23 protein-coding genes are annotated in these 23,940 nt (G+C 53.5%); 16 read left to right on the top strand and 7 right to left on the bottom strand.

The genetic code is table 11. The features are described 5' to 3' along the window. Positions 1 to 108: 108 nt before the first annotated feature. Both ACU8YC_RS07675 and mdtH read right to left on the bottom strand, forming a co-directional pair. On the bottom strand, positions 109 to 669 hold the full coding sequence (locus tag ACU8YC_RS07675) for a lipoprotein (RefSeq protein ID WP_187252652.1): 561 nt from the start codon (positions 667 to 669) through the stop codon (positions 109 to 111). 114 nt (positions 670 to 783) lie between these two features. Then, positions 784 to 1,992 (bottom strand): multidrug efflux MFS transporter MdtH, encoded by a 1,209-nt coding sequence (gene mdtH / locus ACU8YC_RS07670; protein WP_151225235.1) that lies wholly within the window; start codon positions 1,990 to 1,992, stop codon positions 784 to 786. Positions 1,993 to 2,251: 259 nt separating this feature from the next. Here mdtH and rimJ point away from each other — a divergent pair, with 259 nt between their 5' ends. The 4 genes from rimJ (at position 2,252) to murJ (ending at position 6,202) form a co-directional block, all read left to right on the top strand. Then, the gene (gene rimJ / locus ACU8YC_RS07665) at positions 2,252 to 2,836 is read left to right on the top strand and encodes a ribosomal protein S5-alanine N-acetyltransferase (protein ID WP_151225237.1); all 585 of its coding nucleotides are present in this window, start codon (positions 2,252 to 2,254) and stop codon (positions 2,834 to 2,836) included. A gap of 34 nt (positions 2,837 to 2,870) precedes the next feature. Further along, positions 2,871 to 3,518 carry a YceH family protein gene (locus ACU8YC_RS07660; RefSeq protein ID WP_151219680.1) on the top strand — a complete coding sequence of 216 codons (648 nt, stop codon included), beginning with the start codon at positions 2,871 to 2,873 and terminating at the stop codon, positions 3,516 to 3,518. Position 3,519: 1 nt separating this feature from the next. Continuing rightward, the gene (locus ACU8YC_RS07655) at positions 3,520 to 4,443 is read left to right on the top strand and encodes a Gfo/Idh/MocA family protein (protein WP_210904955.1); all 924 of its coding nucleotides are present in this window, start codon (positions 3,520 to 3,522) and stop codon (positions 4,441 to 4,443) included. A 223-nt stretch (positions 4,444 to 4,666) separates the two neighbouring features. After that, positions 4,667 to 6,202, top strand: coding sequence for a murein biosynthesis integral membrane protein MurJ (gene murJ, locus ACU8YC_RS07650; RefSeq protein WP_151219682.1), 1,536 nt, complete (start codon positions 4,667 to 4,669; stop codon positions 6,200 to 6,202). A gap of 91 nt (positions 6,203 to 6,293) precedes the next feature. On the opposite strand, the gene flgN is transcribed toward murJ, so the two are convergent. The 3 genes from flgN to flgA all read right to left on the bottom strand — a co-directional run bounded on the left by flgN (position 6,294) and on the right by flgA (position 7,766). After that, entirely contained in the window at positions 6,294 to 6,716 is a 423-nt protein-coding gene (flgN, locus tag ACU8YC_RS07645) for a flagella biosynthesis chaperone FlgN (RefSeq protein ID WP_187252649.1), read from the bottom strand. Between the two features lie 3 nt (positions 6,717 to 6,719). Continuing rightward, entirely contained in the window at positions 6,720 to 7,013 is a 294-nt protein-coding gene (flgM, locus tag ACU8YC_RS07640; RefSeq protein ID WP_016152624.1) for a flagellar biosynthesis anti-sigma factor FlgM, read from the bottom strand. Between the two features lie 93 nt (positions 7,014 to 7,106). After that, the gene (gene flgA, locus ACU8YC_RS07635) at positions 7,107 to 7,766 is read right to left on the bottom strand and encodes a flagellar basal body P-ring formation chaperone FlgA (protein WP_252838154.1); all 660 of its coding nucleotides are present in this window, start codon (positions 7,764 to 7,766) and stop codon (positions 7,107 to 7,109) included. A gap of 157 nt (positions 7,767 to 7,923) precedes the next feature. On the opposite strand from flgA, the gene flgB reads away from it, so the two are divergent. From flgB to flgL, 11 genes are all read left to right on the top strand, one after another. Then, positions 7,924 to 8,340: a flagellar basal body rod protein FlgB gene (gene flgB / locus ACU8YC_RS07630; protein ID WP_187252647.1), complete on the top strand. Its 417-nt coding sequence runs from the start codon at positions 7,924 to 7,926 to the stop codon at positions 8,338 to 8,340. Between the two features lie 3 nt (positions 8,341 to 8,343). Then, complete coding sequence (gene flgC, locus ACU8YC_RS07625) at positions 8,344 to 8,748, top strand: flagellar basal body rod protein FlgC (protein WP_006685091.1); 405 nt, start codon at positions 8,344 to 8,346, stop codon at positions 8,746 to 8,748. A gap of 11 nt (positions 8,749 to 8,759) precedes the next feature. Further along, positions 8,760 to 9,458 (top strand): flagellar hook assembly protein FlgD, encoded by a 699-nt coding sequence (gene flgD / locus ACU8YC_RS07620; RefSeq protein ID WP_151219684.1) that lies wholly within the window; start codon positions 8,760 to 8,762, stop codon positions 9,456 to 9,458. A 26-nt stretch (positions 9,459 to 9,484) separates the two neighbouring features. After that, complete coding sequence (gene flgE / locus ACU8YC_RS07615) at positions 9,485 to 10,720, top strand: flagellar hook protein FlgE (protein WP_151219685.1); 1,236 nt, start codon at positions 9,485 to 9,487, stop codon at positions 10,718 to 10,720. Positions 10,721 to 10,740: 20 nt separating this feature from the next. Beyond that, positions 10,741 to 11,496: a flagellar basal body rod protein FlgF gene (locus ACU8YC_RS07610; protein WP_151219686.1), complete on the top strand. Its 756-nt coding sequence runs from the start codon at positions 10,741 to 10,743 to the stop codon at positions 11,494 to 11,496. A 13-nt stretch (positions 11,497 to 11,509) separates the two neighbouring features. Further along, positions 11,510 to 12,292: a flagellar basal-body rod protein FlgG gene (gene flgG, locus ACU8YC_RS07605; protein WP_005129045.1), complete on the top strand. Its 783-nt coding sequence runs from the start codon at positions 11,510 to 11,512 to the stop codon at positions 12,290 to 12,292. A gap of 57 nt (positions 12,293 to 12,349) precedes the next feature. Further along, positions 12,350 to 13,048: a flagellar basal body L-ring protein FlgH gene (gene flgH, locus ACU8YC_RS07600; RefSeq protein ID WP_003836756.1), complete on the top strand. Its 699-nt coding sequence runs from the start codon at positions 12,350 to 12,352 to the stop codon at positions 13,046 to 13,048. Positions 13,049 to 13,081: 33 nt separating this feature from the next. Continuing rightward, positions 13,082 to 14,158: a flagellar basal body P-ring protein FlgI gene (locus ACU8YC_RS07595; RefSeq protein WP_151219696.1), complete on the top strand. Its 1,077-nt coding sequence runs from the start codon at positions 13,082 to 13,084 to the stop codon at positions 14,156 to 14,158. Then, complete coding sequence (gene flgJ, locus ACU8YC_RS07590; RefSeq protein ID WP_151219687.1) at positions 14,158 to 15,108, top strand: flagellar assembly peptidoglycan hydrolase FlgJ; 951 nt, start codon at positions 14,158 to 14,160, stop codon at positions 15,106 to 15,108. The genes ACU8YC_RS07595 and flgJ overlap by 1 nt, the downstream gene beginning before the upstream one ends. Positions 15,109 to 15,172: 64 nt before the next feature. Then, on the top strand, positions 15,173 to 16,831 hold the full coding sequence (gene flgK / locus ACU8YC_RS07585; RefSeq protein ID WP_187252646.1) for a flagellar hook-associated protein FlgK: 1,659 nt from the start codon (positions 15,173 to 15,175) through the stop codon (positions 16,829 to 16,831). Positions 16,832 to 16,845: 14 nt separating this feature from the next. Then, the gene (gene flgL, locus ACU8YC_RS07580) at positions 16,846 to 17,799 is read left to right on the top strand and encodes a flagellar hook-associated protein FlgL (RefSeq protein WP_151218939.1); all 954 of its coding nucleotides are present in this window, start codon (positions 16,846 to 16,848) and stop codon (positions 17,797 to 17,799) included. A gap of 76 nt (positions 17,800 to 17,875) precedes the next feature. Here the strand turns inward: flgL and ACU8YC_RS07575 are convergent, their stop codons facing one another. After that, the gene (locus ACU8YC_RS07575) at positions 17,876 to 19,075 is read right to left on the bottom strand and encodes an MFS transporter (RefSeq protein WP_210904956.1); all 1,200 of its coding nucleotides are present in this window, start codon (positions 19,073 to 19,075) and stop codon (positions 17,876 to 17,878) included. Positions 19,076 to 19,171: 96 nt separating this feature from the next. Here ACU8YC_RS07575 and ACU8YC_RS07570 point away from each other — a divergent pair, with 96 nt between their 5' ends. Beyond that, complete coding sequence (locus tag ACU8YC_RS07570; protein WP_187252644.1) at positions 19,172 to 20,122, top strand: LysR family transcriptional regulator; 951 nt, start codon at positions 19,172 to 19,174, stop codon at positions 20,120 to 20,122. 51 nt (positions 20,123 to 20,173) lie between these two features. Here the strand turns inward: ACU8YC_RS07570 and rne are convergent, their stop codons facing one another. Beyond that, positions 20,174 to 23,437: a ribonuclease E gene (gene rne, locus ACU8YC_RS07565; protein ID WP_370618543.1), complete on the bottom strand. Its 3,264-nt coding sequence runs from the start codon at positions 23,435 to 23,437 to the stop codon at positions 20,174 to 20,176. Between the last annotated feature and the right edge of the window lie 503 nt (positions 23,438 to 23,940).

Below are 23,940 nucleotides of genomic sequence, written 5' to 3'. Positions count from 1 at the left end.
TCGATCCTGATGATGCCCGGAAGATCGTACTTGATGGTCACACGATTACTTTACTTGCAGAATAAATGTAATATCGCAAAAAAGGGCGCATCAGCGCCCTCAGTTTTATTAGTCGGTGAACGGGATGATGATTTCGCCCGGTTTGACCTCAATACCTTTCGCCAGTTTTTTCGCCAGCGCTTCACCCTGGCTGCTGTCTTCCTTCAGAATGTACGCTGGCTGCTGGTTGAAATAGTTACGCAGCGATTGATTTAAATAAGGCATCAGCGTTTGCAGTACCGACTGCATTTTTTCCGGCGTGACGGTGGCGTCCACGACCTCCATCTCTTGCAGATAAATCGCGCCTTTTTCTTTATTGAAAACCGGTAAGGCTTTGAGCTTTAGCTTCATGGTCGCTTTCTGACTGCCAAACAGGGAGTTCATATCCAGGTTTGCGTCGCCGGTCAGGGTTACTTTGTTAGGCTCTTCACGGCCAATCTGGCTGGCGAGATTATTCAGTACGATATGTGCTTCAGCAACGCCGGGCAAACCGATGTCTTTTGAAAAGTTATTATGCTTTGCCAGGGCTTGATTAATTTCTTGCTCGCTAACCGTGTATTGCGTGAGTTGATTACAACCAACCAACAGGCCGCCGACAATCAGTGCAGCGGCAAAAAAAAACTTTTTCATGGGGTTCCTCAACATGATGCATGTGGCGTAATCGTGACACAAAGCATCATCGAGTACCAGCGCCCCGGACGCCAGCAGAAAAAACTGAAAAACGTCTGGACGCTGGTTCGGTTATCAGGCGTCTGGCTCCAGCATACCGCGGGTTGGGCGTTTGAGACTGAATTGCCAGCCCAACGCGAGGAACGTGATGAAGCCGATGATACCGAGCATCATCCAGGGCAGTTCAGGCTGCGCCAGCGCTTTACCCATATCAAACAGCCAGCCGCCGCCGATATAGCCAATTGCGCCGCCGATGGCGAGCCCCAGTCGGCTGAATCCCATGTAGCTTCCGCGGGCCCGGGCATTCGCCAACGAAGCGCTGAGGGTTTCACGCGCCGGTTCGGCGATGATCGAGCCAATATAGAACGTGCAAATCAGAGTGAACAACTGCTGCAGATTCCCGACCAGCCCGATCGGCATCATGCTTAGTGACATCACCAACAGACCAGCCATCAGACGGTGCTCAAGGCGGAAGCGTTTTTCACTCCAGCGGGCAATTGGGTACAGCAGCGTTAAAGAGAGACACGCCTCGATGGCATACATCCATTTCACGGCGGCCGGTGAGCCAGCGATGTCGTTCACCATGATAGGCAGCATCAACATCACTTGTACGGCCAGCATGTAATAGCCCGCCAGCGTCAGCACGTAGGTGACAAAGCGTTTGTCATGCATCACGTGGCTCATTCCTTCACGCACCGGAATTTTCACTGTCGAGAGCTTCCATGCCGGAAGCAACCACGCGTTAAACGCCGCGCACAGAACGAACAAAATCGCGCCTACGGCGCAAACCAGGCGGAAATCGTATTGCAACAACCAACTGCCGAGCAACGCGCCGACTACGGCTCCGGCGCTATCCTGCATCATCAGAATAGAGAAAAAGCGCCCGCGCTTTTCCGGGCGGATCAGCTTGACTACCAGCGCCGAGCGGGGAGGGTCGAAGAGGGTGCCGCCCAGCCCAGAGAGGAAGCAGGAAAACCACAGTAGCCACGGTTCATGGGCAATACCCATGGTGGCGAACCCGGCAGCGCGCATCAGCATGCCGGTGACGATCATCGGCTTGGCGCCAAAACGGTCGGCAATAGCACCGCCAAAAATACCCAATCCCTGCTGGATAAATTGGCGTAATCCAAGTGCGATACCGACCATCACCGCAGCCCAGCCCATCTGGTCGACGAAACGAATTGAGATCAGCGGGAAAACGACGAAAAAACCCAGCACGACCAGCATATTATCGATGAGAAGGAAGTATTTACCCAGGTTCCTTGCCTGCGAGACTTGCGACATTTCCCCTCCAGGGAAAAACTCGTCACTCTGGATAGAGTTTAAAAGATAAGCACCTCCTATTCTGCGGTGTCGTCATCGCTTTTCCCACCCTTCGCGGGACAATATTTTTTTATCAAAAGTCCGTCTTGATAGAGAGTTTTCATCAAAATGTGTGAATAATTCAAAAAATGGCATTTTGCTCTTTTCACAGGGTGTATTTGCACAGGTATAGTAATGCGAATAGCGTATTGAAGACGTTACGGGAAGGAGTAGGTATAGAATGTTTGGCTATCGCAGTAACGTGCCAAAAGTGCGCTTAACCACGGACCACCTGGTCGTGCGTTTAGTGCATGAGCGTGATGCCTGGCGTCTGGCAGATTATTACGCAGAAAATCGTCATTTCTTAAAACCCTGGGAACCTATTCGCGATGAAAGCCACTGTTATCCGTCCGGCTGGCAGGCGCGTCTCGGTATGATCTCTGAGTTTCATAAACAGGGCACTGCTTATTATTTTGCGCTGCTCGATCCGGAGGAAAAAGAGATTATCGGCGTCGCGAACTTCTCGAACGTGGTGCGGGGGTCTTTTCACGCCTGTTATCTCGGGTACTCTATTGGGCAGAAGTGGCAGGGGCAGGGATTGATGTATGAAGCCTTAACCTCAGCCATCCGCTATATGCAGCGATCGCAGCATATTCACCGCATCATGGCGAATTACATGCCACATAATAAGCGCAGCGGTGATCTGTTGGCGCGACTGGGTTTTGAAAAAGAAGGCTATGCCAAAGACTACCTGCTGATTGACGGGCAGTGGCGTGATCACGTGCTGACGGCATTAACCACATCAGAATGGACCCCTGGCCGCTAACTTTCAGATGCAGCCACGATTAATGGAGAAGACGATGAAATACGAATTAACCGCCACCGAAGCGCGAGTGATCGGCTGTTTATTAGAAAAACAAGTCACCACACCCGAACAGTACCCACTCTCCGTTAATGGCGTCGTAACCGCCTGTAATCAAAAAACGAATCGTGAACCGGTGATGAACCTGTCGGAATCGGAAGTGCAGGATCAGCTTGATAACCTGGTAAAACGGCATTTTCTGCGCACGGTGAGCGGCTTTGGCAATCGCGTCACGAAATATGAGCAGCGTTTTTGCAACTCTGAGTTCGGCAATCTTAAGCTCAGCGCGGGAGAAGTCGCGCTGATTACCACGTTGTTGCTGCGCGGTGCTCAGACGCCAGGCGAACTGCGTAGCCGTGCATCTCGTATGTATGAATTCAGCGATATGGCCGAAGTGGAGTCAACGCTGGAGAAACTAGCGACCCGGGAAGATGGTCCTTATGTGATTCGCCTGGCGCGTGAGCCGGGTAAACGTGAAAGCCGTTATATGCACTTGTTTTGCGGTGAGGTTGATGAGGCGATCGCCTCGGCAGATGAACTCCCGGCAGCCTCGGGTGATCTGCTGGCACGGGTTGAGGCGCTGGAAACCGAAGTCGCGGAGCTAAAGCAGCGGCTTGATTCCTTGCTTGCGCATCTGGGAGATTAATGTGAATAAATTACGTGTCGGCGTTGTCGGTCTCGGCGGGATAGCACAAAAGGCCTGGCTGCCTGTGCTGGGCACCAGTGCAGACTGGACGTTGGAAGGGGCATTTTCACCTTCGCGGGAAAAAGCGCAGCGTATCTGTGATACCTGGCGGATCCCTTATGTTGATTCACTGGTGAATCTGGCGCAAACCTGTGATGCGGTTTTCGTGCATTCCAGCACCGCGACGCACTTTGCGGTGGTAAGCGAACTGCTGAATGCTGGTGTTCATGTGTGCGTAGATAAACCGCTGGCTGAAAGCCTGCGTGAGGCTGAACAACTGGTGGAACTGGCCGAGCGAAAAAAATTGACGCTGATGGTAGGGTTTAACCGCCGGTTTGCACCGCTGTATCAGGATCTCAAAGCTCAGTTGAGTCAGGCGACGTCCGTGCGCATGGATAAGCACCGTACGGACAGCGTCGGTCCGCACGATCTGCGCTTCACTCTGCTGGACGACTATCTGCACGTGGTCGATACCGCATTATGGCTGGCTGGAGGGACGGCGCAGTTAAATAACGGTACGCTATTAACCAATGAATCCGGTGCGATGCTCTATGCTGAGCACCATTTTTCTGTCGGACAAATGCAGATAACCACCAGTATGCATCGTCGTGCTGGTAGCCAGCGCGAGATCGTTCAGGCGGTGACGGACGGTGGCCTGATTGACGTTACGGATATGCGTGAATGGCGGGAAGAACGTGGGCAAGGCGTGGTGCACAAGCCAGTGGCTGGCTGGCAAACCACCCTGGAACAGCGTGGTTTTGCCGGATGCGCACGTCATTTTATTGAGTGCGTGCAAAATCAGACGGTTCCGCAGACGGCAGGCGAACAGGCGCTAATGGCCCAGCGCGTTGTCGAAATGCTGTGGCGAGAAGCGATGGCGGAATAACCCCCTGTAACATCTGGCGGTAGTAATTCAATGTAATCCAGGTACTATATGCCAACTCAAAAATAACACCTCTTTTCAACCCCTGGCTGATTTGTTGGCTTGATAAGACGCAAAAGCGTTGCCAGCAGGCACTGCGAGATTACCGGATAGTGGCGCTTATGTCTTATCCGGTAAACGGGCTGATTATGCGGGGCTTTGCCTCAGAGTCTGGAATACAACATAGATGAATTTATTAAAGTCGCTGGCAGCCGTCAGCTCGATGACGATGTTTTCACGCGTACTGGGTTTTGCGCGTGATGCGATTGTCGCCAGAATCTTTGGCGCAGGGATGGCGACAGATGCCTTTTTTGTGGCATTCAAACTTCCTAACCTGCTGCGCCGAATCTTTGCCGAAGGTGCTTTTTCGCAGGCATTTGTGCCTATTCTGGCCGAATATAAAAGTAAGCAGGGAGAAGATGCGACCCGCGTCTTTGTCGCTTACGTTTCCGGGCTGTTGACCCTGGCGCTGGCAGTGGTGACGGTTGCCGGGATGCTGGCTGCGCCGTGGGTGATTTTAGTCACCGCGCCCGGTTTTGCCGACACGGCGGATAAATTTGCGCTGACCACTCAACTGCTGCGGATCACCTTTCCGTATATTTTGCTGATCTCACTGGCCTCGCTGGTCGGGGCAATCCTGAACACCTGGAATCGCTTTTCCATTCCGGCGTTTGCGCCCACGTTTCTGAATATCAGCATGATCGGCTTCGCGCTGTTTGCAGCCCCATATTTTCATCCACCGGTGCTGGCGCTGGCATGGGCCGTTACCGTTGGTGGCGTGTTACAGCTGGTTTATCAGCTTCCGCATCTGAAGAAAATTGGCATGCTGGTTCTTCCTCGTGTGAACTTCCACGATGCAGGGGCGATGCGTGTCGTCAAGCAAATGGGCCCGGCGATCCTTGGGGTATCTGTCAGCCAAATTTCTCTGATCATCAATACGATTTTCGCCTCGTTTCTGGCCTCCGGCTCAGTTTCATGGATGTACTATGCCGACCGTCTGATGGAGTTTCCGTCGGGCGTACTCGGCGTAGCATTGGGGACTATCCTGCTGCCATCGCTGTCCAAAAGCTTTTCCAGTGGTAATCATGACGAGTATTGCCGTTTGATGGACTGGGGCCTGCGTTTGTGTTTTCTGCTGGCATTACCAAGCGCCGTAGCGTTGGGTATTCTGGCTAAACCGCTGACAGTTTCTCTGTTCCAGTACGGTAAATTTACCGCCTTTGATGCTGCTATGACCCAGCGTGCGCTGGTGGCGTACTCGGTGGGTTTGATTGGCTTAATCGTGGTGAAAGTGTTGGCTCCAGGTTTCTATTCGCGCCAGGATATTAAAACGCCGGTAAAGATTGCCATTGTAACGCTGATTATGACCCAGGTAATGAACCTGGCATTTATCGGGCCGCTGAAGCATGCCGGGCTGTCGCTGTCGATTGGTCTGGCGGCATGTCTGAACGCGTCATTGCTGTACTGGCAGTTGCGTAAGCAGAATATCTTTACTCCCCAACCGGGTTGGACGTGGTTCCTGACGCGACTGGTAATTTCTGTGCTGGTGATGTCGGCGGCGCTGGTTGGGATGCTTTACATCATGCCGGACTGGTCACAGGGGACGATGTTATGGCGTCTGTTGCGTCTGATGGCCGTCGTGGTGGCGGGTATTGCCGCTTACTTTGCTGCGCTCGCCGTGCTGGGCTTTAAAGTGAAAGAGTTTGTGCGCCGGACGGCGTAACAGATCAGTTCAATGCCGGATGGCGGTATGACGCCGTATCCGGCCTACAGAACGCGTAGGCCTGATAAGCAAAAGTGTTATCAGGCTTGCATCAAATAGAGAATTTTTTTCCGCCGCGGTGCGCAGCAGAGGTTTGACCGTTTGCGCCGTACAGCGCCGGTTCCTGGTGCGGTTTCAGCACTTGGATCGCCTGTTGATTACGCTCGATCTGCCCTTCCAGCAGCCAGCCATTGTGCTGGTTGAGGTCGCGTAAGTGCTGTGTTTTCATGGTAATGGTCTTCCAGCGCTCGACAATTTCATCATTGGCGCTGCGCGTGGCGTCATGCTCCTGACGACGCTGTTGCTCCAGATAATCAAGGGTCGCCAGCAAAGAGCTTTTTTCTTCTGTAATACGCTGTAGCTGGCTGCCATTGATATGGCCTGCGGAAAGCTGCTGCTGTTCAGCATCCATTACCGTTTTCAGGTCATTGAGCACGGTCGTCATCTGGTCAAGTATTTCTGACAAGCGAGTCATACTTTATTTACTCTGTAAGTAGCTCTGCGCCTCGCGGATCAGCGAGTCGGCAATTTTTCCGGTGTCCATTTTCAGCTCACCGTTACGGATCGCGGTTTTCAGTGCTTCTACGCGTTCCATATTGATGTCATTGGTGCCGGGCTGCATCAGTTTAGCCTGAGCGTCGCTCAGCATGACGCTGGTGCTGGTGGTCGCGGTGGTTTTTTCCTTCCGCGTTTTTTGTACCGGCGCATCGCTGGTTTCGCGGGGCTGAACGGTACTGACTGGCTTCAATGGTGAGGTACGATCAATGCTCATTTTGTTTATCCTCATCGAGGGGTTACGCTATAGCGGCCCGCTGTATTCATTGGTTGATTATCTATCGGCACACGCTAAAAAATCTTTAACTTATTATAGGTTAATAAGAATATTCCCATCAGAATCGACGACACCGCTCACCACCTGGCCTGAAACCATCCGCACTCGCGCATTCTGTGCAACGGCGGCATTGTTCAGCGCTTTACCTTCGGCATTCACCCGAAAACCATCTCCGTTGGCGATAACCAGAACGCGCTGACCGGCCTTGATCCGCCATGCCTGGCGCAACATCGAAAGCTGTATCGGCTGACCTGGAACCAGATCGCGCAGGCTTACGGCATCCTGCACCTGATTTATATCCAACACGGCGCGGGGCGGTAGCTGGTCTAACCGACCACGTTTCAGCGCTACGCTGGCCGGCGTCAGGGCGCTACCTCGGGCTACGGGCGCGGCGACAACAACGTAGTTTCCCGTGGCCTGCACGTTCACCTGCAGATAGCGTTTTTCGTTAGCGCAGCGCGCCAGCACGTTCACATTACCCCACAGTTTTGCGTTGCCAGACACGCTTAATGCCGGTTGATCACAGCTCGGCAGTAAGTTAGGTGACGTTCGAATAGTGACGACCACCTCATCGCTAAATCCGGCCAGACGCTGGGAAAACCATGCCGTCAGCTGTGAATTCAGGTCTTGCGCCAGCGTCACAGGGCTGAACAGCAGTGCTGCCACGACTATTCCACGTTTAAACGTTTGCATCAAAACCTCGCGCTTTTTCAGGTAGTGGAAGGATTTTACCTGTGTGACGCAGTCATCAACGCAATAAATAGCGACGCATTTTGCGTTTATTCCGGCGATAACGCGCGCGTAATGGGATTTAAGCTGTCGGCTGAATATTGTCATTTGCGGAGGAGATATGCTCGATAAGCTCGATGCCGCCTTACGTTTTCAACAGGAAGCGCTGAATTTGCGCGCCCAACGCCAGGAAGTGTTGGCGGCCAACATAGCCAATGCCGACACGCCGGGGTATCAGGCGCGCGACCTGGATTTCGCCAGTGAGTTAAAAAAAGTCATGGTGCGAGGACGGGAAGAAACCGGCGGCGTTTCATTGACGCTGACCTCTGCACAACACATTCCGGCCCAGGCCCTTTCTGCGCCTTCTACGGAGCTGCTCTACCGGATTCCTGACCAGCCGTCACTTGATGGCAACACGGTGGATATGGACCGGGAGCGTACGCAATTTGCAGACAACAGCCTCAAATATCAAATGGGGCTGACCGCGCTGGGTGGACAAATCAAAGGCATGATGAACGTGCTGCAGGGAGGAAACTAATTCGTGGCGCTGTTAAATATTTTTGATATCGCAGGCTCTGCGCTAACGGCTCAGTCTAAGCGCCTGAACGTAGCGGCCAGCAACATGGCGAATGCGGATAGCGTCACCGGACCTGACGGTCAGCCGTATCGCGCGAAGCAGGTTGTTTTTCAGGTTGATGCAGCACCAGGCGCGGCAACCGGCGGTGTGAAAGTTGCTGACGTTATTGAAAGCCAGGCGCCGGATAAGCTGGTTTATGAACCCGGTAATCCGCTGGCAGACGCGAACGGCTACGTAAAAATGCCAAATGTGGATGTTGTCGGTGAAATGGTCAATACCATGTCAGCCTCGCGCAGCTACCAGGCAAACGTCGAAGTGCTTAACACCGTGAAAAGCTTGATGCTCAAAACGCTGACGCTAGGCCAGTAAAGGAGGCGCACATGTCTATTGCTGTAAAAATGAATGACCCGAGCACGACGGGTGTTAATGATGCTACGGGGAAGAATTCGCTGACAGGCAGCAACGCAGCCGATCTGCAAAGCAGCTTTCTTACGCTGCTGGTTGCACAGCTGAAAAACCAGGATCCCACCAATCCGTTGCAAAACAACGAACTGACTACCCAACTGGCGCAAATCAGTACCGTGAGCGGTATTGAAAAACTGAACACCACGTTGGGGTCGATCTCCGGGCAGATCGACAACAGTCAGTCGCTGCAGGCTAGTACGTTGATTGGTCACGGCGTCATGATCCCGGGCACCACCATCCTGACCGGTAAAGGTTCGGAAGAGGGGGCAAAAACCACCACCACGCCGTTTGGCGTTGAACTGCAGCAACCGGCAGATAAGGTAACGGCAACCATTACCGATAAAGACGGCAAGGTGGTACGTACCATTGATATTGGTGGGTTGAAAGCAGGCGTTCATACCTTTACTTGGGATGGCACCATGACCGATGGCACGGATGCGCCAAGCGGTTCTTACAACGTGTCAATTGCTGCAAGCAATGGCGGAACGCAACTGGTGGCACAGCCGCTTCAGTTTGCGCTGGTGCAGGGCGTTATTCGCAGTAACGGCGGAAATACGCTGGATCTGGGCACCTATGGAACCACCACCCTCGACGAAGTACGGCAGATAATTTAAGCCACCACACTTATCAGGAGTAAGTCATGGCCTTTTCACAAGCGGTCAGCGGTCTGAACGCTGCAGCGACCAACCTCGATGTCATTGGTAACAACATCGCCAACTCCGCCACCTACGGTTTTAAATCCGGTACGGCATCTTTTGCTGATATGTTTGCCGGTTCTAAAGTGGGTCTGGGCGTTAAAGTGGCGGGTATTACCCAGGACTTTACCGACGGCACCACCACCAACACCGGACGTGGGCTGGATGTTGCTATCAGCCAGAACGGTTTTTTCCGCATGGTAGACAGCAACGGTTCCGTTTTCTACAGCCGTAACGGTCAGTTCAAGCTCGATGAAAACCGCAATATCGTCAACATGCAGGGGCTGCAGCTGACGGGTTATCCGGCTACTGGCACACCGCCAACGATCCAGCAAGGGGCTAACCCGGCACCGATCACTATCCCCAATACGCTGATGGCGGCTAAAACCACCACGACCGCGTCAATGCAGATCAACCTGAACTCCACTGACAAAGTGCCAACGAAAACCCCGTTCAATCCAAACGATGCGGATTCCTACAACAAGAAAGGCACCGTTACCGTTTTCGATAGTCAGGGTAATGCCCATGACATGAATATTTTTTATGTCAAAAATGCGCAGAGCAATACCTGGGAAGTTCACACGCAGGATGCTTCAACCGGAGGCGCTGCACAATCAGCCGGGTTTATGCGCTTTAATGAAAACGGTGTGTTTTTAGGGATTAGCGCCACTGCAACCGGGGCGCCAGCAGGAACGGGTATCAACATCACCACCGGGCAGATTAACGGTGCAGATGCTGCAACTTTCTCTCTGAGCTTCCTGAACTCCATGCAGCAGAACACCGGTGCCAACAACATCGTTGCCACGAATCAGAATGGCTACAAGCCGGGTGATCTGGTGAGCTACCAGATTAACAATGACGGTACCGTGGTCGGTAACTACTCCAATGAACAACAACAGGTGCTGGGGCAGATCGTGCTGGCAAACTTTGCCAACAACGAAGGTCTGGCTTCTCAGGGCGATAACGTCTGGGCCGCTACTCAGGCCTCTGGCGTGGCGCTGCTGGGTACCGCAGGCGAAGGAAACTTCGGCAAGCTGACCAACGGTGCGCTGGAAGCGTCAAACGTGGATTTAAGTAAAGAACTGGTGAATATGATCGTCGCCCAGCGTAACTATCAGTCAAACGCGCAGACCATCAAAACCCAGGATCAGATCCTCAACACGCTGGTCAACTTGCGCTAAGCGCCTGACGGGATGGCTTAATGGATCACGCAATATATACCGCCATGGGCGCAGCCAGTCAGACGCTGAATCAACAGGCGGTGACGGCCAGCAACCTGGCAAATGCCTCCACGCCGGGTTTTCGCGCGCAGCTCAATGCGCTACGCGCGGTCCCCGTAGAAGGATTGTCTTTGCCGACGCGTACGCTGGTGGTGGCCTCCACGCCGGGGGCCGATATGACGCCGGGCCAGATGGACTATACCTCACGTCCATTAGACGTGGCGCTGCAACAGGATGGCTGGTTGGCTGTGCAGACCGCAGACGGCAGCGAAGGTTATACCCGTAATGGTGCCATTCAGGTAAGCCCTACGGGTGAACTGACCATTCAGGGACACCCGGTGATTGGCGAAGCCGGACCGATAGCCGTACCGGAAGGTTCAGAAGTCACCATTGCGGCTGACGGAACGATTTCGGCGCTAAACCCTGGCGATCCGGCGAATACCGTAGCGCCAGTTGGGCGACTGAAGTTAGTGAAGGCGACGGGGAGTGAAGTGCAACGTGGCGATGACGGTATGTTCCGTCTGACCCAGGCCGCACAGGCTACTCGTGGTGCGACGTTACAGGCCGATCCTGGCATTCGTGTCATGTCGGGCGTGCTGGAAGGCAGTAACGTCAAGCCGGTTGCCGCGATGAGTGACATGATCGCTAACGCCCGCCGTTTCGAAATGCAAATGAAGATTATCAGTAGCGTGGATGATAACGCGGGCCGCGCCAACCAACTGCTGTCGATGAGTTAATACAGGACATTTTATGATCAATTCATTATGGATCGCCAAAACCGGCCTGGATGCGCAGCAAACCAACATGGATGTGATTGCCAACAACCTGGCAAACGTCAGCACCAACGGATTTAAGCGCCAACGTGCGGTATTTGAAGATCTGTTGTATCAGACGATTCGCCAGCCTGGCGCGCAGTCTTCTGAACAAACCACGCTGCCGTCTGGTTTGCAGATTGGTACCGGTGTGCGTCCGGTTGCTACCGAACGTTTACACAGTCAGGGTAACCTGTCGCAGACCAACAACAGTAAAGATGTGGCGATTAAAGGCCAGGGCTTTTTCCAGGTCATGCTGCCAGATGGCACGTCAGCCTATACCCGTGACGGTTCTTTCCAGGTGGATCAAAACGGTCAACTGGTGACCGCAGGTGGTTTTCAGGTGCAACCGGCCATCACCATTCCGGCTAACTCGCTCAGTATCACTATTGGACGCGACGGGATTGTCAGCGTGACCCAGCAGGGGCAGGCTGCACCGGTTCAGGTAGGGCAGCTTAACCTGACTACTTTTATGAACGATACCGGCCTGGAAAGCATTGGTGAGAATCTGTACACCGAAACGCAGTCATCCGGTGCGCCGAACGAGAGCACGCCGGGGCTGAACGGCGCGGGTCTGCTGTATCAGGGATATGTTGAAACCTCTAACGTCAACGTGGCGGAAGAGTTGGTAAACATGATCCAGGTTCAGCGCGCTTATGAAATCAACAGTAAAGCGGTATCGACCACCGATCAGATGCTGCAAAAACTGACGCAACTCTAAAGTGTGGTCCGGTGAGGTGCAAACCTCACCGGCACACTGATTTTGAAGATGACGGCAATGCGAAAATACGCGCTTCACCCATACCCAATTTTAGCCCTGTTGGTGGTTTCACTGACAGGATGCGCCTGGATCCCGGCCACGCCCCTCGTGCAAGGCGCGACGACCGCCCAGCCCGTTCCTGGTCCAACGCCGGTGGCAAATGGCTCAATCTTCCAGTCGGCGCAGCCGATTAACTACGGCTATCAGCCGCTATTCGAAGACCGCCGCCCGCGCAATATTGGCGATACGTTAACCATCGTATTGCAGGAAAACGTCAGCGCGAGCAAAAGCTCTTCGGCTAACGCCAGCCGTGACGGCAAAACCAACTTTGGTTTTGATACTGTCCCGCGCTATTTGCAAGGATTGTTCGGTAACGAACGTGCCGACGTAGAAGCGTCAGGCGGTAACTCCTTTAACGGTAAAGGCGGCGCGAACGCCAGAAATACCTTCAGCGGTACGCTGACCGTAACGGTCGATCAGGTACTGGTGAATGGCAACTTACATGTCGTGGGTGAAAAACAGATCGCCATTAATCAGGGCACTGAATTCATTCGCTTCTCCGGGGTGGTTAACCCTCGCACTATCAGTGGCAGTAACTCCGTACCGTCAACTCAGGTTGCGGATGCGCGGATTGAGTACGTCGGCAACGGCTACATAAATGAAGCGCAAAATATGGGCTGGTTGCAGCGTTTCTTCCTTAACTTGTCGCCGATGTAAGCGAGGTACCCTGTGTTTAAATCTTTTGTTGGAATGGTACTGGTGCTGGTAACCGCCTTCGCGTATGCCGACCGTATTCGTGACCTGACCAGCGTGCAGGGCGTGCGGGAAAACTCGCTGATTGGTTATGGGCTGGTGGTCGGACTGGATGGCACAGGTGACCAGACTACACAGACGCCATTTACGACACAAACGCTCAACAACATGCTGTCGCAGTTGGGGATCACCGTGCCCACTGGCACCAATATGCAACTGAAAAACGTGGCAGCGGTCATGGTCACTGCGCAGTTCCCGGCCTTTGGTCGTCAAGGGCAAACTATTGACGTGGTCGTCTCTTCCATGGGGAACGCTAAAAGCCTGCGCGGCGGAACGCTGCTGATGACTCCGCTGAAAGGGGTCGATAGCCAGGTCTATGCGTTGGCGCAGGGGAATATTCTGGTTGGCGGTGCAGGCGCGGCTGCGGGTGGCAGTAGCGTGCAGGTAAACCAGCTCAATGGTGGACGTATTACCAACGGCGCGACCATCGAACGTGAATTACCCAGCCAGTTCGGCGGCGGTAACACCATTAATTTGCAGCTGAATAATGAAGATTTCACGATGGCACAGCAAATTACCGACACTATTAATCGCTCGCGCGGTTTTGGCAGCGCAACGGCGCTGGATGCCCGGACAATCCAGGTGCGGGTGCCAAGCGGCAACAGTTCGCAGGTGCGCTTCCTCGCCGACATTCAGAATATGGAGGTGAACGTCACGCCGCAGGACGCGAAAGTGATTATTAACTCGCGTACGGGATCGGTGGTCATGAACCGCGAAGTGACGCTGGACAGTTGTGCTGTGGCGCAAGGTAACCTGTCGATCACAGTTAACCGCCAGGCGAATGTTAGCCAGCCGGATACGCCGTTTGGCGGTGGACAAACTGTAGTGACGCCGCAAACGCAGATCGATCTGCGTCAGAGCGGTGGTTCGTTGCAGAGCGTGCGCTCCAGCGCCAACCTGAACAATGTCGTACGTGCATTGAATGCGCTGGGGGCAACACCGATGGATCTGATGTCTATCCTGCAATCCATGCAAAGTGCGGGTTGTCTGCGCGCCAAACTGGAAATCATCTGATGATTGGTGATACCAAATTGCTGACCAGCGCCGCCTGGGATGCGCAATCACTGAACGAACTGAAAGCGAAAGCGGGTCAGGACCCGGCGGCGAATATCCGCCCGGTTGCCCGCCAGGTTGAAGGGATGTTCGTGCAAATGATGCTGAAAAGCATGCGTGAAGCGTTGCCAAAAGATGGCGTGTTTAGCAGCGACTCGACGCGTTTGTATACCAGCATGTATGACCAGCAAATTGCGCAGCAGATGACCGCAGGTAAAGGTCTGGGGCTGGCTGAGATGATGGTTAAGCAGATGACCGAAGGGCAGGCGCAACCTGCGGATGACGCGCCGCAGGTGCCAATGAAGTTCTCACTGGAAACGGTGACCAGCTATCAAAATCAGGCGCTGACGCAACTGGTCCGCAAAGCGATTCCCCGGGCGACAGACAGCAATGAAGAACCGTTATCAGGTGACAGTAAAGATTTCCTTGCCCAGCTCTCGCTACCGGCAAAACTGGCCAGCCAGCAAAGCGGTGTTCCGCACCATCTGATTCTGGCGCAGGCGGCGCTGGAATCCGGTTGGGGCCAGCGACAGATTCGCCGTGAAAACGGCGAACCGAGCTTTAACATTTTTGGCGTGAAGGCTTCGGGAAGCTGGAAAGGTCCAACCACCGAAATAACCACTACCGAATATGAAAACGGTGAGGCGAAAAAGGTGAAAGCCCGCTTCCGCGTCTACAGCTCTTATCTTGAGGCGCTGTCGGATTACGTCGGTCTGATATCCCGTAATCCGCGCTACGCGGCGGTAACCGCCGCCGCGACCGCCGAACAGGGCGCGCAGGCGCTGCAGAATGCCGGTTACGCGACCGACCCTAACTACGCACGCAAATTAACCAGCATGATCCAGCAGTTGAAATCGATGAGCGAAAAAGTGAGCAAAACCTACAGTACGAATATCGATAATCTCTTTTAAATAGCTCAAGTCTACCAACCTGCTGCCGATAATAACGAGTATTGAAGGATTACAAGGAACCTCCATGTCCAGCTTGATTAATAACGCGATGAGTGGACTCAGCGCAGCGCAGGCCGCGTTGAGTACCGCCAGTAATAATATCTCCAGCTATAACGTTGCCGGCTACACCCGCCAAACGACAATTATGGCACAGGCGAACAGTACGCTGGGTGCGGGGGGCTGGGTTGGCAATGGCGTCTATGTTTCTGGCGTGCAGCGCGAGTATGACTCCTTTATCACTAATCAGTTGCGAGCAGCGCAGAATCAGAGCAGCGGTCTGACGACGCGCTATGAGCAAATGTCAAAAATTGACAATCTGCTCTCCAGCAAAACCAGTTCCATTTCGACCTCAATGCAGGACTTTTTTACCGGTTTGCAAACGCTGGTCAGTAATGCCGAAGATCCGGCGGCGCGTCAGGCGTTGATCGGCAAAGCGAATGGTTTAGTGAATCAGTTTAAAACAACTGACCAGTATCTGCGCGATCAGGATAAGCAGGTCAATACTGCAATAAAAGCAAGTGTTGATCAGATCAACAACTACTCGAAACAGATTGCCAGTCTTAACGACCAGATTTCCCGTCTGACGGGCGTCGGCGCTGGTGCATCGCCTAACGATTTGCTTGACCAGCGCGACCAACTGGTCAGTGAACTTAACCAGATTGTCGGCGTGGAAGTCAGCGTGCAGGACGGCGGGACTTACAATGTTACCATGGCGAACGGCTATTCACTGGTGCAGGGCAGCAATGCGCGTCAACTGGCGGCAGTCCCTTCCAGCGACGATCCTAATCGCACTACTGTGGCCTACGTTGATGGGGTTGCCGGTAATGTCGAGATCCCCGAGAAACTGTTGAATACCGGTTCATTGGGCGGATTACTGACTTTCCGTTCGCAGGAGCTGGATCAGACGCGCAACACTCTTGGCCAACTGGCGCTTGCGTTTGCCGATGCGTTTAACACCCAGCATAAAGAAGGTTTTGATGCTAACGGCGATCAGGGTAAGGATTTCTTTGCTATTGGCAGCCCGGCTGTATTCAATAACACAAAAAATTCGGGGACAGGATCGCTAGGCGCGAAGATCACCGACAGTTCTGCCGTACAGGCGACAGATTATAAAATCGTTTTTGATGGGACGGACTGGCAGGTTACACGTCTGGCTGACAACACCAGCTTCAAAGCTACCGTGGCTGGCGGAAAAATGTCCTTCGATGGGATGGAGATTACAGTTAACGCGGGGGCGACAGCTAATGACAGCTTTATAGTGAAGCCGGTGAGTAACGCTGTTGTTGATATGAAAGTCATGGTGACCGATGAGTCGAAAATTGCGATGGCTCAAGTGTCTAAAAATGATCCCGATCCGGATATTGATAAGGGTAAAAGCGATAACCGCAACGGCCAGAAACTGCTGGATCTGCAAACCAAGGCCACTGTCGGTGATAAAACCTTTAATGACGCCTACGCCACGCTGGTGAGCGATGTTGGTAACAAAACCGCGACGCTGAAAACCAGCGCCATCACCCAGAATAACGTGGTAACGCAACTTTATAAGCAGCAGCAGTCTATTTCCGGGGTTAACCTCGACGAAGAGTACGGAAATTTGCAGCGTTATCAACAATATTACCTGGCTAACGCGCAAGTACTGCAAACTGCGAATGCGCTGTTCGATGCACTGATTAATATTCGCTAAGGGAGAGGGAGACTATGCGTATTAGCACCCAGATGATGTACCAGCAGAATATGCGCGGCATCACTAACTCTCAGGCGGAATGGATGAAGTTCGGCGAGCAGATGTCGACGGGCAAACGCGTGCTGAACCCATCTGACGATCCGATTGCCGCCTCGCAAGCTGTAGTACTTTCGCAGGCTCAGGCGCAGAACAGCCAATACACGTTGGCGCGCACATTCGCGACGCAAAAAGTGTCGCTGGAAGAGAACGTGCTGAATCAGGTGACGACGGCGATCCAGACTGCGCAGGAAAAAATCGTTAGTGCGGGAAACGGTACGTTAAGTGATGATGACCGTGCATCGTTGGCCACCGACCTGCAGGGGATCCGCGATCAGCTGATGAACCTGGCGAACAGCACCGACGGTAATGGGCGCTACATTTTTGGCGGATATAAAACAGAATCTGCACCGTTTGCCCAGGCTGATGGCGCTTACAGCGGCGGTACGACAAACGTCACCCAGCAAGTTGATGCCTCCCGGACCATGGTGATTGGTCATACTGGCGATAAAGTCTTCGCCAGCCTGACCAGCAACGCCGTGCCTGAACCTGCGGGCGGTACTCAGGAAAAGAACCTGTTCAAAATGCTGGATAGCGCGATTGATGCGCTTAACACACCGGTTGAGGGCAATGATGCGGCAAAAGCTACGGCCACTGCAGCCATCGATAAAACCAGCCGAGGTCTTAAAAACTCGCTGAATAACGTGCTGTCTGTACGTGCAGAATTAGGCACGCAGCTAAGCGAATTGAGCTCGCTGGATTCACTGGGTGCCGATCGTGCATTGGGGCAAACCCAACAGATGAGTAATCTGGTGGATGTCGACTGGAACGCCGCGATTTCGTCTTATGTGATGCAACAAGCCGCACTGCAGGCATCGTATAAAACGTTTACTGATATGCAGGGCATGTCGCTGTTCCAGCTTAACCGGTAACGACCCATTTTGAACATATCATGAAACTGGATATGTTTATCTGCCCGCTCCCTTAACACCCGGAGCGGGCATTTTTTTAGGCGTCCGTCGTTTTGTAAAGTGACAGATTGCTTGTGAGTCTGATTACCAGTGCGATCGCACCGCTACATGTTGCCAGTGCAACCACACCTTCCCAGTTTGCCAGCGCGTAAACCTGGCTGCCGAGAACTGAACCCAGCGCCATACCGATAAATACCATGGTAAACAACAGTGCGTTCAGACGCCCTCTGGCCTGAGGCTCCAGGCTATAGACCAGGTTCTGGTGGGCAACCAGGCTGGATTGTAATCCGAGATCAAAACCTACCGCTGAAAGGGCAATAAGCAACCATTGTCCCTGAACTGGTAGAGCGGGTAACAAGAACATCAGTGCGAAGGATACCGTGACCAGTAAAGCACTTAACTGCGTCACTTTCGCAGCACCTACTTTATCAGCAAGGTGACCTGCCAGCGGCGCGGCAAGCGCTCCGGCCGCACCCGCGATACCAAACGCGCCTGCCATCGCGCTACCCATTTGGTAATGTTCAGATAACATCACAGCCAGCGTAGACCAGAAGGCGCTAAAGGCAATGGACAGAAAACCTTGCGCCAGTGCCGCGCGCCGTAAGGCGGGATACCTTTGCCACAGTTGCGCCATCGAGAGCATTAATGACGGGTAGCTCAACGTGGAATGGACGGCAAAACGAGGCAGTGCTTTCCACATAATCACGGTAATAACAGCAATACTGACGGCGGCGAGCTGATACATTTCGCGCCAGCCAAAGGCTTCACCTATCAGTCCACTGATGGTACGCGAGAGTAAAATCCCCAGCAGTAGGCCAGTCATTACGGTGCCCACCGTTTTTCCCTGCCTGCCTTCAGGCGCCAGAATGGCCGCTGCGGGGACAATGTCCTGCGCCATAGTTGCCGCCATTCCCATCAGCAGGCTGACCAGCAATAGTGAATACAACTGTCCGGTAAAGCTGCAGGCCAGAAGAAGGAAGGCAAGCGTGAAGCTTTTAAACAGAATTAGCGTCCGGCGATCATAACGGTCTCCCAGGGGCAGTAAAAACAAAATCCCCAGCGCGTATCCCGCCTGGGTGAGCGTCGGAACCAGCCCCATGCCGGTGATGCTTAAGTCCAGATCCTGACCCATTAAAGGCAGAAGAGGCTGGGCATAGTAGATAGCGGCCACGCTGAAACCAGCGCCCAATGCCAGAACAAAAATGACCCAACGGGAAAGTGCGATATGCGTGTTCACAAATGATTCCTCAATCACAGGATGTGCGGCTATTTTTATCCTTCAGCGGATGGTGCGGTAGCGAGCGCAGTGGTAAAACTGTTATACGTATAGCGTATGAAGAAATTACGAATGATAAAAAATGAACGTATAGATAGGGTGGAGCTGATGCGGACTTTCGTGCGCATCGTCGAGGCTGGATCGCTTTCGGCTGCGGCAAAACAGATGGGCACAACGCAGGCGACTGTCAGCCGCCGGTTACAATCCCTGGAGGCACTGCTTGGTGTGAAACTGATAATGCGCACCACGCATGCGATGAAATTAACCGACGACGGTGAGCGCGGCTACCAGCATGCCAAGAAAATTATTGATGCGTGGCTGGCACTGGAAGATGGGCTCAATGTCACGGAGGAGGAACCGGTGGGCACGCTGCGGGTACGTGCACCGCATGCCTTCGGGCAGCAACAACTTCTTGAGCCGTTGCTGCACTTTCTTTCTCGTTATCCGCAGTTGTCGGTAGAGTGGATGCTCAATGATAAAACCGTTGATTTCCTCAGCGATAATATTGATTGCGCGATCAGGGTGGGGGCAGAGGTTGATCCGGACACTGTCTCGGTATTACTGGCCGAAGTTCCCCGGAGTACGGTGGTGAGTCCCGCATTGCTGGCGCAGTATGGCGAGCTTTCGCATCCGGAGCAATTATCCGCGCTGCCGTGGATTGCCGTGAACACGTTTTACCAACATAGCGTTTCGTTACTGCATCAATCGCGTAATGAACCGGTTACGCTGAATATTACACCCAGATTAAGCACCGACAGTATTTATGTTGCCAGAAATGCTGCCCTGGCAGGGTTAGGCGTGACGATTGTGTCGAGCTGGATGGTCGAGGAAGATATTGCCAGCGGACGCCTGGTTACGTTGCTACCCGAGTGGCATGCGGCATCGTTGCCTGTGCATTTGGTCTATCCCTGGGCGCGTTACTATCCGACCCGATTACGCAAATTTTTAGCTTTAATGAAAGATGTCATGCCGCAGCTAACGGGGATGAAACGTGTAAAACCCACGTAGAACCGATATAAAAAAGCCGACCCGAAGGTCGGCTTTGATAGTGATTATGACTTACTCAACAGGTTGCGGGCGTGTTGCTGGCGCGGTCGCCTGGTGCGTGGCGCTGTGTCCGCCTGCAGCACCTTTACCTTCAAAGGCGAATGCCGGACGTTGCCACTCGCTATGACGCGGCGCTTCAGGCACATATTCCGGTGCCGGGGCGCGGGTCATCGGTGCGGTCGCATGGCTGTGAAGATGTTCTGCGTCAGCGCTGGTTACGACAACGTCAGACTTAACGACTTCGGTTTCGACGACAGGTGCTGCAACAACTTGTTGCGGCGCTGCAACTTCTTCAACAACAGGCGCTGTTTCCACAACCTCGACAATCTCTTCAACCGATTCAGGCTGGGAGACAACGACGTCTGCAGGTTCTTCGACAACAGGCGCAGCTACAACTTCAGCTACAGGTTCGGCTTTCGCAGCGATCTCCTCGGCAACAGGTGCGTCGGATTCAGCGATAATTTGCGACTGCTGCTCGACCGGAGCTGCAATAACTTCCGGATGTGTGGTTTCAACCTGTGTGGTTTCAACAACCGCGGCCTGAGTTTCAGCTACGACAACCTCTGGCTGTACGGTTTCAACCGGTGCAGGGGTGTCCACAATGTGTTCTGCAGCTGCTGCAGCAACCTGAGGCTCTACGGCTACTGGTGCTGTTTGCGGCTGGACCATTTCCTGCTCGCGTTGCTCTTCACTCTGCTGATCCTGAGGACGAGCGACAGGATAGCGGATCCATACTTTACCGGACGCTAATTCCGGAGAGGCGCAGGCGACGGTTAACGGCATCGGCGACTGAACCGGGTAACGCTCGTCACGGTAACGGCGACGACGCTGTCCACTTACGCGCAGATGGCGAGGAGAGCGACGGGAACGACGCGGCATGCCATTGGAGTCACGCGCTTCGCTGTTGTCTTCCTGCTCAGTTGCGACGACAGCTGGCAGATCAACTTTCGCCAGTTCGGTACGCTGTACCGGTGCAGACTGTTCAGTAGGCTGAGTGACAACTGTTTCAGCGACCACGGCGGCGGTAGCCACCTCGGCTTCGACTGCCGGACTGTCTGTGAAACGAACTTTCTGACTCAACTGACGCTGTTTACGGCGAGTTTGAGGCTGACGTACGCGCTCTTCCTGCTCGGTATCCTGCACTGGCTGTTCAGCCTGGTTCAGCTCTTTAACTTCCTGCTGTGCCTGACGTTTATCATCGTTACGACGACGGTTACGTTCGCGACGCGGAGCCTGCTGCTCATCGCCTGACTTCGTTTTGTCTGCAATGTCAGTGGATTGCTGGCGGTTATCACGTGCTTCCGCATTTTGCTGCTGTGATTGACGACGATTACGGCGGTTTTCTTCGCGATTTTCGCCGCTTTCTGAACGCTCGTTACGGTTGTCACGGTCACCACGGTTGTCGCGATTATCACGACGATCGTTACGGTCGCGACGATTGTTCTGACGCGGTTTACGACGATCCTGTTGGCGTTCCGTTTTCTCTTCAGCTTTCGGTGCAGGTTGTTCAACCGGTTTTACTTCTTCGCTACCGCTGAAGATGGACTTCAGAGCGCCAAAGAAACGACTAATCAAACCCGGCTGTGCGGCGACAGCTGTGGTCGCAACTGCAGCTTTAGGCGCAACGGCTTTCGTAGCTGGCTCCTGCAGTGCAGGGGCTGGCGGCACGTCTGGCATCGCAAAGGTGGCCAGCGCCGGTTGTTCTGGCTGTTTACGCTCGACGTATTCTTCTTCCGTCGGCAATGCCATCGCTTCTTCATGCAGTTTCGGCAGCAGGTAGCTCAGGGTAGGCGTTTCTTCCCCTTTGCGTACACGCAGCACGGAGTAGTGCGGGGTTTCCATCTGATCGTTTGGCACGATCACACAGCGCACCCCGTTCTGACGCGTCTCGATGGCATTTACCGCGGTACGTTTTTCGTTAAGCAGATAGGATGCGATCGGCACAGGAACAATAGCGTGAACTTCCTGCGTATTTTCTTTCAGCGCTTCTTCTTCGATCAGACGCAGAATAGACAGCGACAGTGATTCGTTATCACGTACGGTACCGGTGCCGGAGCAGCGCGGGCACACGTGATGGCTGGATTCACCCAGCGACGGGCTCAGACGCTGACGGGACATCTCCAGCAGACCGAAACGAGAAATATGGCTGATCTGAATACGTGCTCTGTCCTGACGCACAGCTTCACGCAGACGGTTTTCAACCGCACGCTGGTGGCGAACCGGGGTCATATCGATAAAGTCGATAACAATCAGGCCGCCGAGGTCGCGCAGGCGCAACTGACGAGCAATTTCATCGGCTGCTTCAAGGTTTGTGTTGAACGCTGTTTCTTCGATGTCGCCGCCGCGGGTTGCGCGTGCGGAGTTGATATCGATAGCGGTCAGCGCTTCAGTGCTGTCGATTACGATTGAGCCGCCGGACGGCAGACGTACTTCGCGCTGGAACGCAGACTCAATTTGAGACTCGATTTGATAGTGGCTGAACAGCGGGATTTCACCGGTGTACAGTTTGATTTTGCTGCTGAAATCCGGACGCCCCAATGCAGCGATGTGCTGACGCGCCATCTCCATGACTTTTGGGTTGTCGATGAGGATTTCGCCGATGTCCTGACGTAAGTAGTCACGGAATGCGCGAACGATAACGTTGCTTTCCTGGTGGATCAGGAACGGAGCAGGGCGGCTGTCAGCGGCTTTTTGAATCGCTTCCCAGTGTTTCAGGCGGAAGCTCAGGTCCCACTGCAGTGCTTCGGCGGATTTGCCGACACCTGCGGTACGCACGATAAGCCCCATGCCATCAGGCAGTTCCAGACTTGCCAGTGCTTCTTTCAGTTCGGTACGGTCGTCGCCTTCAATGCGACGGGAGATACCGCCCGCGCGCGGGTTGTTCGGCATCAGAACCAGATAGCTCCCCGCCAGACTGATAAAGGTGGTCAGCGCAGCGCCTTTATTGCCGCGTTCTTCTTTATCGATCTGAACAATGACTTCCTGACCTTCGCGCAACACGTCTTTTATGTTGGGACGACCATGGGAGTTGTAGTTAGCGGGGAAGTATTCGCGGGCAATTTCTTTTAACGGGAGGAAACCGTGACGTTCAGCGCCGTAATCAACGAAAGCAGCTTCCAGACTCGGTTCAATACGGGTAATTTTGCCTTTATAGATATTGGCTTTTTTCTGTTCGTGTCCAGGACTTTCAATATCCAGATCGTACAGACGCTGCCCATCTACAAGGGCGACACGCAACTCTTCCTGCTGAGTCGCGTTAATTAACATTCTTTTCATCGTAACTTACTCATTATTCTTACATTGACGACTAAGCTGCGGGCAGAGTAATGCCTTTCCGGGTGTGAACCGATGGCCTCGTGTCTATTCGCGTCGCCAACCTCACGGTTATCGTCAGCTCAAAGAGGCGCAGAGTGTCGGTTGCCTGTATTTCATACGGAAACACAGCGCAATTATCAGGGGAACAGTCTGGGTGTTACTCTCCAGAGAAGCTTCCTTATTACCGGTAAGGACTGCAACCCGCAGCCCGCTAACTGCCTGAAAGATCAATACGTCTTACGCCATTGCTGCGTTGATGATCGGTCGGGCAAAATTGGGTCATTCCGGAAAAGTTCTTGTTTTAACAAGATTCAACACGGAAACAACCTCATTATTCCACTGCTAACCTTGTTATAGCAAGATGACTTTTGCCATTTATCACCCGGTTACTCACAGTTTTTTCACTTCCGCGTAGTGATTGCTTTAATAACCACCAAATCGGCGATGTCAAACTTAAGTAATAA

It is taken from the genome of Citrobacter sp. VF227 (assembly GCF_052950715.1).
Note: the sequence above shows the minus strand (reverse complement) of the source record. Positions and strands in the feature narration are given on the sequence as shown.

What these genes read in the sequence shown, in the direction of transcription:
- ACU8YC_RS07570 (WP_187252644.1), top strand. Translation starts at nt 19,172, where the DNA reads ATGAAGAAATTACGAATGATAAAAAATGAACGTATAGATAGGGTGGAG.
- murJ (WP_151219682.1), top strand. Translation starts at nt 4,667, where the DNA reads ATGAATTTATTAAAGTCGCTGGCAGCCGTCAGCTCGATGACGATGTTT.
- flgG (WP_005129045.1), top strand. Translation starts at nt 11,510, where the DNA reads ATGATCAATTCATTATGGATCGCCAAAACCGGCCTGGATGCGCAGCAA.
- flgD (WP_151219684.1), top strand. Translation starts at nt 8,760, where the DNA reads ATGTCTATTGCTGTAAAAATGAATGACCCGAGCACGACGGGTGTTAAT.
- mdtH (WP_151225235.1), bottom strand. Translation starts at nt 1,992, where the DNA reads ATGTCGCAAGTCTCGCAGGCAAGGAACCTGGGTAAATACTTCCTTCTC.
- flgM (WP_016152624.1), bottom strand. Translation starts at nt 7,013, where the DNA reads ATGAGCATTGATCGTACCTCACCATTGAAGCCAGTCAGTACCGTTCAG.
- ACU8YC_RS07595 (WP_151219696.1), top strand. Translation starts at nt 13,082, where the DNA reads ATGGTACTGGTGCTGGTAACCGCCTTCGCGTATGCCGACCGTATTCGT.
- flgB (WP_187252647.1), top strand. Translation starts at nt 7,924, where the DNA reads ATGCTCGATAAGCTCGATGCCGCCTTACGTTTTCAACAGGAAGCGCTG.
- flgJ (WP_151219687.1), top strand. Translation starts at nt 14,158, where the DNA reads ATGATTGGTGATACCAAATTGCTGACCAGCGCCGCCTGGGATGCGCAA.
- rne (WP_370618543.1), bottom strand. Translation starts at nt 23,437, where the DNA reads ATGAAAAGAATGTTAATTAACGCGACTCAGCAGGAAGAGTTGCGTGTC.
- rimJ (WP_151225237.1), top strand. Translation starts at nt 2,252, where the DNA reads ATGTTTGGCTATCGCAGTAACGTGCCAAAAGTGCGCTTAACCACGGAC.
- flgA (WP_252838154.1), bottom strand. Translation starts at nt 7,766, where the DNA reads ATGCAAACGTTTAAACGTGGAATAGTCGTGGCAGCACTGCTGTTCAGC.
- ACU8YC_RS07610 (WP_151219686.1), top strand. Translation starts at nt 10,741, where the DNA reads ATGGATCACGCAATATATACCGCCATGGGCGCAGCCAGTCAGACGCTG.
- flgE (WP_151219685.1), top strand. Translation starts at nt 9,485, where the DNA reads ATGGCCTTTTCACAAGCGGTCAGCGGTCTGAACGCTGCAGCGACCAAC.
- flgN (WP_187252649.1), bottom strand. Translation starts at nt 6,716, where the DNA reads ATGACTCGCTTGTCAGAAATACTTGACCAGATGACGACCGTGCTCAAT.
- ACU8YC_RS07675 (WP_187252652.1), bottom strand. Translation starts at nt 669, where the DNA reads ATGAAAAAGTTTTTTTTTGCCGCTGCACTGATTGTCGGCGGCCTGTTG.
- flgK (WP_187252646.1), top strand. Translation starts at nt 15,173, where the DNA reads ATGTCCAGCTTGATTAATAACGCGATGAGTGGACTCAGCGCAGCGCAG.
- ACU8YC_RS07660 (WP_151219680.1), top strand. Translation starts at nt 2,871, where the DNA reads ATGAAATACGAATTAACCGCCACCGAAGCGCGAGTGATCGGCTGTTTA.
- flgH (WP_003836756.1), top strand. Translation starts at nt 12,350, where the DNA reads ATGCGAAAATACGCGCTTCACCCATACCCAATTTTAGCCCTGTTGGTG.
- flgL (WP_151218939.1), top strand. Translation starts at nt 16,846, where the DNA reads ATGCGTATTAGCACCCAGATGATGTACCAGCAGAATATGCGCGGCATC.